This window comes from Rossellomorea sp. LjRoot5, assembly GCF_964253455.1.
GTDB lineage: Bacteria > Bacillota > Bacilli > Bacillales > Bacillaceae_B > Rossellomorea.
Window position 1 is genome coordinate 4,242,917 of sequence record NZ_CAXUQN020000001.1, and the last position, 11,897, is coordinate 4,254,813.

Below are 11,897 nucleotides of genomic sequence, written 5' to 3' on the forward strand. Positions count from 1 at the left end.
GAAGAGAGTAATCCCGACGTGGATCATAAGCGAGCCGGGGGCGGTGGGAGCCCGGTATGAAGCCCTGGATGAAACGCACTTCTGAGAAGTTCTTCTTGAAAATCAGTAGGGAAGAACCGGGATCTCCCGTTATACAATGAGTGTCCTTAATCGGGAATAAGAGTGGTACCGCGAGCTAAACTCGTCTCTGTGTAGAGACGGGTTTTTTTGTGTTTCATACTAATGGGAGGTGTAACAAGATGGATTTTAAATCAATACTGGCTCAAGAGTTAAAAACTCAGCTCTTGTCGGATTGGAGCGAGAAAGATCTATACGATTTGATTGAAATTCCGAAGCATAGTCATTTAGGGGACTTGGCCTTCCCTTGCTTCCAGTTGGCAAAAACCATGAAAAGGGCCCCTGCACAAATCGCCAATGAAATGGCCGCTACGATTACCTCTCCCCTTTTCACCAAGGTTGTGGCCGTTGGACCTTATATCAATATCCACTTTGACGGGGGAAAAATGGGAAGAGAAATCGTGTCGGGAATTTTGGCGAAGGGAAAGGAATATGGAACCCACACCTTTGGAGAAAACAGAACCGTCGTATTAGATATGTCCTCACCTAACATTGCCAAACCTTTTTCCATGGGGCATCTCCGTTCAACGGTCATCGGGAATGCCATTGCCTCTGTTGCCGAAAAATGCGGCTATCGTACAGAGAAAATCAATTACATCGGCGATTGGGGGACACAATTCGGTAAACTGATCGTCGCTTTCAAAAAATGGGGCGACCCGGAAAAGGTCAAAGAAAACCCCATTGCCGAATTGTTTATTCTTTATAAAAAGTTCCATGAACAGGCAGAACTCGATGTTTCCCTTGATGAAGAAGGAAGAAGAGCCTTTAAGCTCCTCGAAGAAGGGGATGAAGAGATTACCGGGCTTTGGAGATGGTTTAAAGATGAATCACTCCAAGCATTTAAAACAATCTACTCTCTCCTTGGAGTCGAGTTCGATTCCTATAACGGTGAAGCGTTCTTCAATGACAAGATGGAAGAAGTCGTGACCTTGCTTCAGAAACATCATCTTCTTGAGGAATCCCAAGGGGCTCAAGTCGTTCGGATGGATGATGGGAATCTGCCTCCCTGCCTGATCAAGAAATCTGATGGAGCAACCCTTTATGCCACACGGGACCTGGCTGCTGCCCTTTATCGTCAGCGACAATATACCTTTGACGAAGCCCTGTACATTGTAGGTCAGGAACAGACCATCCATTTCAAGCAAGTGATGAACGTATTGAATAAGCTCGGGTACAATTGGGCGAATGACATGAAGCATATTCCATTCGGTCTGTATTTAAAGGATGGAAAGAAGATGTCTACAAGAAAAGGAAGGGTCATCCTCCTTGAAGAAGTGCTTCACGAAGCAATCAAAATGGCGGAGGACAACATTAAGCAGAAAAACCCTGACTTAAAAGATGCTTACAGAGTTGCAAGAGATGTCGGGGTCGGGGCAATCATCTTTCATGACCTGAAAAATGACCGTCTCAATGACATTGAATTCTCCCTGGAGCATATGCTCACGTTCGAAGGTGAAACCGGTCCTTATATTCAATACACGTATGCGAGAGCCCAGTCCCTTCTCAGAAAAGCAGGTGAGTCAGGTCCACTGACATTTGAAGGTCTTGAAGATGCCGAAAGCTGGGAAGTGATAAAGCAGCTGAGATTATTTCCGGAAATCATCGAAAAATCATGGCAGTATTATGCGCCATCTGTGATTGCCAAATATTTAATCGTCACATCACAAAGCTTCAACCGTTATTATGCTAAAACCAAAATCATTTCGGATGACAACCATCAAAATACCCGTCTGGCCTTGGTTCATGCCGTGGGGATTGTCCTTGCCGAAGGATTGCGATTATTGGGGATGAAATCTCCTGCCGAAATGTAGAATCCCAAAGAATACTGTCACTATTTCCCGAGAAATAGATATATTTCGAGAATGTGTCTGGTTCAGTTTTTTAAGTCAGGGGAGAATAGGATATTTCATGACTCCCTTTATGAAAAGTGATATACTTTCTTATGTTCTATTAAATTCGAAACTAACGCTTTATTCATAAAGGAGATTACTTATGTCTGAACTACTTCACACGTTCGAAGCATGGTTATTGGATTACGGTGTATGGGGACTGATCATCGTCTCTTTCGCAGATTCATCATTCTTCCCTATTCCTCCTGATGTATTACTGATTCCATTGGCAATTACCAACCCTGGGAGTGCCCTGCTTTACGCACTTTATACGACAATCGCTTCCGTCATAGGGGCCCTTTTTGGATGGTTGATCGGAAAAAAGCTGGGTCGCCCGATTCTTGTTCGTCTATTCTCTGAAGCAAGAATTCAAAAAGTAGAAGAGTACTTTACAAAGTTCGGCCCAGTGGCGTTACTGATTGCAGGTCTGACACCTGTCCCTTATAAGATTTTCACGATATTCGCAGGGGTTTCCGGTGTGAAGATCCGGGTATTAGTGATTTGGTCGATCATCGGAAGAGGGATCCGCTTTTTCCTGGAAGGCGTGATCATTCTGACACTGGGAGCAAAAGCAAAACCTTTTATCGAAGAGAACTTCACTTTACTGACACTTGCAGCAGGCGGTGTACTGATTCTTGTCTATCTCGTCTACTTGGTCATCAGAAAGAAAAAGCAAACTCCTTGATCAGGCTCATCCAAAAAGGAGCATGGGATAATCCCATGCTCCTTTTTCATTCGGAAGCTCCCACCACAAAGCGCAGATGCTTATGTAACACGCGTAGGGACTGCCTGCTGCCTTCATAGAGTTCCCCATCCATATCAAGCTTCTCATCCTGACCGAGTTCAATATGGGCTTCTTTTGCTTGAATGTGCATGATATCGTCATATTCTTCGCTGATATTGCCTGTACTTTTAATGACAAGAAATTCCTTCAGCAATGGAAATCCACTTTTCTTCACTACATATATGTCCATTAATCCATCGTCCATATTGATACATGTAGGCAGTGGATTAGATCCGATCGAACGGCCGTTTGCGACCAACAGCATGACGACCTCCTCTTCCACTGTCTCATTTTCCGTTGTAACTTTCACACTTAAGATAGGGGAATCCTTAATCGATTGGAATGCACTGATATAATAGCTCAATTTACCGAGGACACTCTTAGATCCGACATCTATATTATCACTCGTCTGGGAAACCAAGCCCGTGCCCCAGAAATTACTGAAATATCTCTCCCCCGCTTTCACAATGTCGATTTCCTGTTCATAAGGCTGTTCGGTTATAAGACTGACGGCTTGTCCAATATCCATCGGAATACGCAGGGAGCGGGCAAAATCGTTACATGTACCACCAGGAAGAATGGCAACAAGGGGGCGCTCCTCGAGGACAGACAGCCCATTGATCGCTTCATGGATCGTCCCATCCCCGCCCATGATGACCACCAGCTCATAGCGACTTCCTGATTCCCTGCAGACCCTTTCCGCATCACCCTTTTCCTTTGTTTTGTGAATGATCAGTTCGTTGCAAATATCTAATAAAGGGGGCACCGCATCCTTCAACAGGATCTCGAGTGTCCCTTGACCTGCCTTGCCATTGCATATAAGCAATACTTCCGAAAATCTCGCCATGAATATCGTCACCTAACTTTTAGATTTAGTATGGTAAAAAAAAAGAGGCTGACCCAAAACGATGAGTGGTTATCATCCTTATCGGACCAGGCCATATGATTAGAGAGTGTTTCATTATAACAAGTGTACTATTGGCTTATCAGCCAATGACTCTTGGGTCAACCTCTTTTACTATGCCGTATTCGAATCATCCTGAGGGACTTGGAGTACAGATCGATAGGCAATTCCGAGACGCCCTTTGATATAGCTTTGGGGGTCATAGGGAATATGCTGATTCTGCATGCGATGAAGCTCCATTTCTGCAAACATAGCCAGGGCACGACATACCTGATCTAATGCCATGCTTACACGATGAGGATCTGAAGGCTGCTCCCGGCTCATACAGTAGTATGAAATCTCATCTGCCTTCTTTCTGATTTCCTTTAATGCTTGTAGATCAAACATCATTCTCTCCATGCCTAACCCTCCCCTTTACCTTTAGCTATAGTATATCGGGAAGAATCGGGAAATATGTCTGTCCAACATTTCGGATAAGCATGGATTATGAATCTTGTGTTAACGTCTTAGGTAATGGTTGATACTGCTTTAGTGAATGAAGAATTTCCCGTCTTGATTTCGTTTTAGAAATATTCACACCGACGTTCGACAATTTCGTTATCACTTTTTTAAAGCGATCGTTCTCCTTTACCACGTTATTCACCTCTTTTTAAAATATCGTTACCTATTTGTACGTTCTACTCCGTAAAAGGTTTCACTAAATGTTATATGGTTTCCCTTTTCCCTAAAAATGAAACGATAATCCTACTTTTACACATTTCAGAAGAATAATTTGTTTCGAATTACACAATTTATACTTATGAAGACTAAACTATTCCTTGTTATCATCACATCGTCCCTTTTCTTTAGTCTATTTGATCCACATAAAACAACCGCCGAAAGCACGTATATTGTAAAAAAGGGAGATACTCTTTGGACCATTTCCAGAACATTTCAGATCGGATTGTCTGAAATGATCAGCGCAAATCCCCAGGTAACAGATCCAAATATCATTTATCCGGGGCAGAACATCAAGATCCCAAGCATCGCATCTGAAACTTCATTCGAAAGCCGGGTCACTGAATTAACCAATAAGGAACGACAAAAAAACGGTCTCCCCCCTCTTCGGGCTGACAGAAATCTCTCTCAGGTCGCATTGTATAAGTCCCGGGATATGAGGGATGCCGGATACTTCTCTCATCGAAGCCCGGCCTACGGAACTCCTGATGAGATGCTGAAACGTTTTCACATCTCAAATCGCTCAGCTTCAGAAAATATTGCTGCCGGACAATTGAATCCTGAAGAAGTTGTGCGGGAATGGATGAACAATCCGGTTCACCGCAAAAATATTCTTAACAAGTCTTATACTCATGTGGGCGTGGGATATGTCGAGGGCGGTACTTACGGGACGTACTGGACCCAGCTGTTTATAGCAAGATAAGCAGGGGGATGATGGAGGTCCGTCCCTCGAATTAAGACCAATTAAATTGGAAATTCATGTTCAGAATAAGGCGGAGAAATATGTAGGATAATAAGTGTGTACTGTCATTATGATCAAGGGGGAATTTTTTATGCAAGTACGTGATATTATGTCGACAAATGTGGAAGCAGCTTCTAACCAGGATTCACTTGAGAGCGTCGCTTCCAAGATGAGTTCCAGAAACGTTGGATCCGTTCCTGTCGTTGAAAACGGACAGGTTGTCGGTATGATTACGGACCGTGATATTGCGACTCGTGGACTGTCTCAAGGTGCACAAGGAAATGTCTCTCAGGTTATGTCACAGCAGGTTGTGACAATTTCTCCTGATGCATCCGTTGAAGAAGCATCGGCTTTGATGTCCCAGCATCAGGTACGCCGTTTACCAGTTGTGGAAAACGGTCAGCTGGTCGGGATGCTGGCTTTAGGAGATTTGGCAGTACAGCAGAAATCCGATCAAAGTGCCGGAAGCGCCTTAAGCGGAATCTCTCAGAATCACCTTCGTTAATAAAGGCTTACAGGCAGAAACTTCAAAGCTTTCTTTCACTGAATAAGGGGCTCTTGCAGCCCCTTATTTGGCATGTAAAAAGATCAAATCGACTTATTGTGACGAAGAGATGGGTATATCGTCATTTTTTTCATGTTAAGGGAGGATTTTCTTTATTTGTGACGAATATGTGATTAATGCAAAAGGGGTTAATGGAGGAGGAGGTTTTGTATGAGTCGTGCTGCACGATCGTACCGTAAGGAAGTTCGTCATTTTAAACGTGAGAACCGCAAAAGAGTCTTCGCCGACAGCATTCTTGATTTCTTATTTATGTTATTTGGTATTTCCATGATAACCGGGGTTTTACTATTTGTTTTAGGATTTTGGGACTTTTATTAATCAAATGATTACAGCAATTATTTTTCCTATTTTAATACCGAACACAAAACATCTGCCATGGATTTCTATGGCTTTTTTGTGTTCGGAGTTACCCTTCACATAAAAAAATATTATACAAATAAATACAAATAAGTTATACCAAAATAATAATCCACCCTATTACTTTTGTCTTATCCGTTTCCAGAAAACCTTTATTACTATGATAAAATAGTTCGGTTCACTAAATAAAACCTGGTAATATTTTAATATTCAGATAATAACTTGACTTTCATTTTTAATTTTCAGATAATAATATATGTAACCGACACAAATTTCCGAGGGGGTTATCATGGATATTTTAAACAATTTAGTCACGGAAGCAAACTCCATATTATGGGGGTATATTTTAATCGGTGTACTTCTTATTTTAGGATTATACTTCACAATCGGATCTAAATTTGTTCAAATTCGCCACTTAGGTGAGATGTTTCGATTATTAGGGGATAAAGATGTTGTCGAAGCAGACGGGGAAAAGCAGATTTCTTCCTTACAGGCATTCTTTATCGGAGCAGGTACTCGAATTGGTACAGGTAATTTAGCGGGAGTCGCCATTGCCTTAGCAATTGGGGGACCTGGAGCGGTCTTCTGGATGTGGCTTGTCGCCATTCTGGGAGGAGCCAGTGCCTTTGTGGAGAGCACATTGGCACAGATTTATAAAGAAAAGGATAAGGTTGGATTTAAAGGCGGCCCCGGCTACTATATGAAGAAACAACTGGGCAAGCCCTGGATGAGTTCGATCTTTGCGGTGACCATCATCCTCTCATTTGGGACAACTTTTAATGCTGTCCAAAGTAATACCATCGCAACGGCCTTCAGTAATTCATTTGGCATCAATACGTTTGTCATTGGAATTGTACTGGCCGGATTGACTGCACTCATCATCTTTGGCGGTGTTAAACGCATAGCCAACTTCTCATCTTTCATTGTACCGATCATGGCAGGCTTTTATATTGTACTCGCCTTATTTGTAGTCATTACGAATATCACTGAAATGCCAGGCGTCATCGCCATGATTTTCAAAAGTGCCTTTGGCTTTGAACAAGTTGTCGGTGGTGGTATTGGAGCCGCGATCATGAACGGCGTAAAGCGTGGGCTATTCTCCAATGAAGCCGGAATGGGTAGTGCACCGAATGCGGCGGCTACGGCATCGGTTTCCCATCCTGTCAAGCAGGGATTCATTCAGGCACTGGGGGTATTCTTCGATACAATTCTCGTCTGTTCCGCGACGGCCTTTATCATTTTAACGTCAGACGCATACGGTTCCGGTTTGACGGGAATCGAACTATCTCAAGCAGCCATGTCTGAACACTTTAACTCATGGGCCGGAATCTTTCTGGCGATTGCCATCTTCACCTTTGCCTTCAGTTCCATCATTGGGAGTTATTATTATGGTGAAGCCAATCTCCCATTCATTAATAAAAGCAAGGCCGCCCTTATGATCTACCGCTTTATTGCACTGGGAATGGTGGTCTTTGGGTCTGTCGCAAGCCTTGATATCGTCTGGAGCCTGGCTGACTTCTCAATGGCCTTGATGGCCCTTACGAACTTGGCTGCCATCGGCATTCTGGCACCGATTGCCTTTAAAGCTTTGGACAACTATATGACGCAGCGTCGTCAAGGATTGGATCCTGTATTCTATGCAGATGACATTCCTGGTTTAAAAAATGTCGAATGCTGGCCAAAGCGCCAAAGTGACATGCCTAAAAAAGCAGTAAATGAATAATAAACCTTATACCAAAGAGCAGGAGCATGTCCCTGCTCTTTTTTCTTGTCATTTTTTCTATTCTATTCTCAGGTATACTATTGATAGAAAGTTAGTCAAAGGAGCCTGCTGTCCCCCATCTTATAAAAGGGATGATTGAACATTGCCATCTGGAGATAGAAACAGGCATAATAGACTTATTGTGAAAGAAAAAGAGAGGAATGAAATCATGAGTGTGCACAAAGAAATTTCCAAGCATTCCAACATGCAAAATCAACTTGTTCAGCAATTTATGAAACTTGATGAGCGCAGAGAAAAAGCGATTGACGAAGCTGTTCAGCTTTGTTCTGCTGGAAAACCTTTTACAACGGATCATGTTAATCAAGTGACAAATGAAATCAATGCCTTAGCAAGACGTGGGGTAGTTCCGCAAAGAAAGCTAGTGACAACGGAAATGGTTGAGGAATATGTCGCGAGACTAAAATAAGCTGCACAACACAAATAACCCTGATTCGTCTACATCCATTCTCATGGTGAGGCCGTTTCAGGGTTACTTTATTTGTAGGCTGAAACTTAGGCTTTTAATGCGCTATTCCACCCATCATAAACAAATACAGGCTGTGTATCGTTTTCTGCTCGCTCTGTCACCACATAGTTTTTATGTGCTACGACCGTTTGATCATCCGGTAAGTCAAGATTCTTCGCAATTTCCCTATCCATTTTGACGATGACGGTATTTTCTCTTAAAGTCGTGACGACACCATTGATGACATGTTTCTTTCTTTTAAACTGAATCGTATCCCCAAGATTTGCATTCTCTTTTGAGTAAACGAATGTATTTTCCATTTTTAAAGTCCCCTTTTAGTTAAAGTGATGGTTCTTTTTTAATTGAAAGAATTTTCTAATAATATTATTTTAACTTGTATTTATATAAATTTCAATGAATGACTTATCCTTTTTGTACCACAAATAGATAAAATCAAAACCTTTTAAAGTTTTCTTTTTTTGAGCTGCACATTTAACCGGGGGTAAAGCCACTTATATATACTTATACACCCTATAAGGAAAATCCTTCCTTTTGTTAATTTTATATTAAAAATAGGCATCCGTGGGTAGCGGATGCCTGAAGATGTTTTATTAGTAGGCTAATGCATTCTTCTTTTCTTCTTTCATTAGGACGAAGCAGAGGAAGATGCCAAGGAGTGACAGGACTGCGAAGAAGAGGTATACCGTGTAAATGGAGTATGTTTCATAGATGAAACCTCCCACGAAGGTACTGAACCAATTCCCGAGGCCATTTCCGATTGCCGAATAGACGGTCACGGCAGTAGCTGTAATATGTGCCGGCGTGATTTCTTTAATGTAGCGAAGCCCTGCAGGAATGAATAATCCGATGGCAAGACCCTGCATCACTGCTGAAGAATATACCAGCCATAGACTTGGTTCCGTGAAGTAAAATAGCCAGCGGATCATGGATGCAGCGCCTGCCAGCGCCGCTACGGTCAAGAGACCGAACTTATCAATCCAACCTCCCGCGATTCTCATAAACGGTACTTCTGATAGGACGGCGATCAGAAATGCGAGGCCGATTCCGGCGTACGTACCACCTGAATCTTCCACGAATAATCCGAAATACACGTTGTTGGCTAAATTCGGGCCAAATACCAGGAACGTGACGGCCAGGAAGATCAGAAATTTTTTCATCGTGAATAATTCCTTCATCCCGGCTTTTAAATCAAGCTTAGCCGCCGCTCTCTCTTTAGGAAAACGGAAGGATAGGAACCCTGAAAGGACCAGGCAGATAAAGAAGGAGTAGAAAATGATCGTCGGTCCAATAAATCCCTCTGAAAGCCTCCCCATGATGAACACGGCAATCCCGAATCCCAATGAGCCGAACAATCGGATATTTCCGTAGTTATAACCGACTTTACTCGTATACTTCAAACTGATACTGTCGGAGACGGGGATGATGGCGCTTTGGAAGATCGCAACTAAAATTGCTACCACCAACAATCCATAGTAAACATCCATGAATAAATAACCAAGAGCAAAGATCCCTGCAACTAAGGAAGTCAACCCTAACACGACGGTCGGCTTATTGGTTGTGTCACTGACCATCCCCCATATCGGCTGGAAGAAAATCATCATGATCGGGCCGACAGACATAATGGTTCCGATCTGATACCCATTTAACCCCACACTTTCGCTCAAATACACACTAAGTAAAGGATATAAACTACCAACCCCGAAGAACGTCAATAAATAAAACCCTTGTAATGTAAAAATTTGATTTCGTACATTTCTTTCCACTACCGTATCCCCCAAGATGTTTTTGTCTATCTTATAGTAGACCCTGACCGTTCACTTGTCTATGAATTTATGCCTTTTTATGGATAAAGCCTCGCGTTTTACGATGTATCCCGTGCTACGGCGAACAGCCTACGCTTTGGTTTGAGCCAGCTACGGCAGCCACGCACTACGTTTTCATTTCCAATAAATTACCGTTTGACTTTTTCAATTAAACCCTTTAAAGTATGGAAGTATATTTTAAATTAACTAAATAACATATCTTCTTATCCAGAGAGACGGAGGGACTGGCCCTGTGATGTCTCGGCAGCGGACTCATGATGAGTGCTGTGCCACATCCAGCAAGCGTAATGCTTGAAAGATAAGAGGAGTGTTTCGTTTGAATGAAACCTCTTCTTATGTTGGAAGAGGTTTTTTTATTTGATTTCACACGACAAAGGAGTGTTTGACATGAACCAAGAAAAAGGTAATTTACTGGCTTTATTGCCCTTGATCATATTTGTTTCACTGTTCCTTGGAGCGGGAATCCTTTCAGGAGATTTTTATGCATTCCCTGTTCTCGTATCCATTATCATTGCCGCAGTTGTAGCCCTGGCGATGAATCGAAAAGAATCGTTAACCTCTAAGGTTGAACGGTTCGCAAAAGGCGCCGGGCATCCGGATATTATGATCATGGTCTTTATCTTCCTATTAGCCGGCGCGTTTTCCGGTGTAGCAGAAAAGATGGGGGCTGTTGATTCAACCGTCAACTTTGCCCTATCCGTACTTCCTGGTAATTTAATCATTGTTGGATTATTCATCATCGCCGCTTTCATTTCCTTATCAATGGGTACATCCATGGGGACGATTGCAGCACTTGCCCCTATCGGAGTGGGCATCAGCTCAGGAGCAGATATTTCCATGCCCCTTGCTATGGCCACCGTCATCGGAGGAGCGATGTTCGGGGATAATTTATCGTTCATCTCGGATACAACGATTGCAGCCGTACGCACACAGAAAACGGAAATGAAGGACAAGTTCAAAGTGAACTTCTTCATTGTATTACCGGCAGCCATCATCACTATGGTCATCCTTTTTGTCCTTACGATGGGGACTCCATCCTCTGTCGACGCAGGAAGCTTCGATTGGGTTAAAATCATCCCTTACCTTGGAGTCATCATCGGGGCCCTTGCAGGATTGAACGTATTTGTCGTTTTAATAGGCGGGATTGTGTTGGCAGGGATTATCGGATTTACTGATGGAAGCTTTACCCCATCGAGTTACTTTGGTAGTGTAGCTGATGGTATGATGGGCATGGCGGAGATTGTGATCCTGTCCATCCTGATCGGCGGAGTCGTCGAACTGATTCGTCATAATGGTGGGATTCAAGCGATCCTTTATCATGCCACCCGTAAAATCAAATCTCCTCAAGGAGCACAGCTTGCTACAGCAGGATTGGTGAGTTCAACGAATCTTTGCACAGCAAATAATACGATTTCCATTATCATCGCAGGACCACTGGCGAAAACGCTTAGCGATAAGTATGGCGTTGATGCCCGTAAGTCGGCCAGCATCCTGGATATTTTCTCCTGTGCCGTTCAAGGATTGATCCCATACGGTGCACAGGCACTGTTAGTGGCAGAAGTAGCCGGCATATCACCGGTCAGCATCATCCCATATGCCTTCTATCCTGTCCTGATTGCAGTTTGTGGGTTGATTGCGATTCAATTCGCCCTTCCGAAATTCACTAGGAGATCCGTTGCTGATGGAGATCCGGTCCGTTCTTCTTAATCTTGTTGGAAAAGAGACAAACCGGTCTGGGTTTGTCTCTTTT

General features: G+C 43.1%; 13 protein-coding genes, 1 riboswitch and 1 other annotated feature (1 of these 15 cut by a window edge). Of the genes, 8 read left to right on the forward strand and 5 right to left on the reverse strand.

Annotation, left to right across the window (positions count from 1 at the left end; genetic code table 11):
* Positions 1-192 (forward strand) — a binding site (T-box leader); it begins 14 nt to the left of the window's first position.
* Between the two features lie 47 nt (positions 193-239).
* Together argS and ACSQ2E_RS21655 are read left to right on the forward strand one after the other, a co-directional pair.
* Positions 240-1,928 carry an arginine--tRNA ligase gene (gene argS / locus ACSQ2E_RS21650; RefSeq protein ID WP_435994049.1) on the forward strand — a complete coding sequence of 563 codons (1,689 nt, stop codon included), beginning with the start codon at positions 240-242 and terminating at the stop codon, positions 1,926-1,928.
* Positions 1,929-2,109: 181 nt separating this feature from the next.
* Entirely contained in the window at positions 2,110-2,691 is a 582-nt protein-coding gene (locus ACSQ2E_RS21655; protein ID WP_435994051.1) for a YqaA family protein, read from the forward strand.
* 46 nt (positions 2,692-2,737) lie between these two features.
* Here ACSQ2E_RS21655 and ACSQ2E_RS21660 read toward each other — a convergent pair whose 3' ends face one another.
* From ACSQ2E_RS21660 to ACSQ2E_RS21670, 3 genes are all read right to left on the reverse strand, one after another.
* The gene (locus tag ACSQ2E_RS21660; RefSeq protein WP_435994053.1) at positions 2,738-3,637 is read right to left on the reverse strand and encodes a diacylglycerol/lipid kinase family protein; all 900 of its coding nucleotides are present in this window, start codon (positions 3,635-3,637) and stop codon (positions 2,738-2,740) included.
* A gap of 171 nt (positions 3,638-3,808) precedes the next feature.
* On the reverse strand, positions 3,809-4,093 hold the full coding sequence (locus tag ACSQ2E_RS21665) for a hypothetical protein (protein WP_435994055.1): 285 nt from the start codon (positions 4,091-4,093) through the stop codon (positions 3,809-3,811).
* Between the two features lie 85 nt (positions 4,094-4,178).
* Positions 4,179-4,328, reverse strand: a complete 150-nt coding sequence (locus ACSQ2E_RS21670; RefSeq protein ID WP_098351100.1) for an Lmo0850 family protein — start codon at positions 4,326-4,328, stop codon at positions 4,179-4,181.
* A 138-nt stretch (positions 4,329-4,466) separates the two neighbouring features.
* Between ACSQ2E_RS21670 and safA the strand changes: the two genes are divergently transcribed.
* The 5 genes from safA (at position 4,467) to ACSQ2E_RS21695 (ending at position 8,264) form a co-directional block, all read left to right on the forward strand.
* Entirely contained in the window at positions 4,467-5,114 is a 648-nt protein-coding gene (gene safA, locus ACSQ2E_RS21675; protein WP_435994057.1) for a SafA/ExsA family spore coat assembly protein, read from the forward strand.
* A 130-nt stretch (positions 5,115-5,244) separates the two neighbouring features.
* Entirely contained in the window at positions 5,245-5,658 is a 414-nt protein-coding gene (locus ACSQ2E_RS21680) for a CBS domain-containing protein (RefSeq protein WP_034763135.1), read from the forward strand.
* A 210-nt stretch (positions 5,659-5,868) separates the two neighbouring features.
* Positions 5,869-6,036, forward strand: a complete 168-nt coding sequence (locus ACSQ2E_RS21685; protein ID WP_435994060.1) for a hypothetical protein — start codon at positions 5,869-5,871, stop codon at positions 6,034-6,036.
* 328 nt (positions 6,037-6,364) lie between these two features.
* Complete coding sequence (locus tag ACSQ2E_RS21690) at positions 6,365-7,798, forward strand: alanine/glycine:cation symporter family protein (protein WP_435994062.1); 1,434 nt, start codon at positions 6,365-6,367, stop codon at positions 7,796-7,798.
* Between the two features lie 142 nt (positions 7,799-7,940).
* Complete coding sequence (locus tag ACSQ2E_RS21695; protein WP_435994064.1) at positions 7,941-8,264, forward strand: YpbS family protein; 324 nt, start codon at positions 7,941-7,943, stop codon at positions 8,262-8,264.
* 86 nt (positions 8,265-8,350) lie between these two features.
* Here the strand turns inward: ACSQ2E_RS21695 and ACSQ2E_RS21700 are convergent, their stop codons facing one another.
* Positions 8,351-8,623, reverse strand: coding sequence for a DUF2187 family protein (locus ACSQ2E_RS21700; RefSeq protein ID WP_435994066.1), 273 nt, complete (start codon positions 8,621-8,623; stop codon positions 8,351-8,353).
* 291 nt (positions 8,624-8,914) lie between these two features.
* The gene (locus tag ACSQ2E_RS21705) at positions 8,915-10,087 is read right to left on the reverse strand and encodes an MFS transporter (RefSeq protein ID WP_261749051.1); all 1,173 of its coding nucleotides are present in this window, start codon (positions 10,085-10,087) and stop codon (positions 8,915-8,917) included.
* A gap of 260 nt (positions 10,088-10,347) precedes the next feature.
* Positions 10,348-10,452: riboswitch (SAM riboswitch) on the forward strand.
* Positions 10,453-10,534: 82 nt separating this feature from the next.
* Between ACSQ2E_RS21705 and ACSQ2E_RS21710 the strand changes: the two genes are divergently transcribed.
* A complete protein-coding gene (locus tag ACSQ2E_RS21710) occupies positions 10,535-11,854 on the forward strand; it encodes a Na+/H+ antiporter NhaC family protein (protein ID WP_435994068.1) in 1,320 nt (439 codons plus the stop codon).
* Positions 11,855-11,897: the final 43 nt, after the last annotated feature.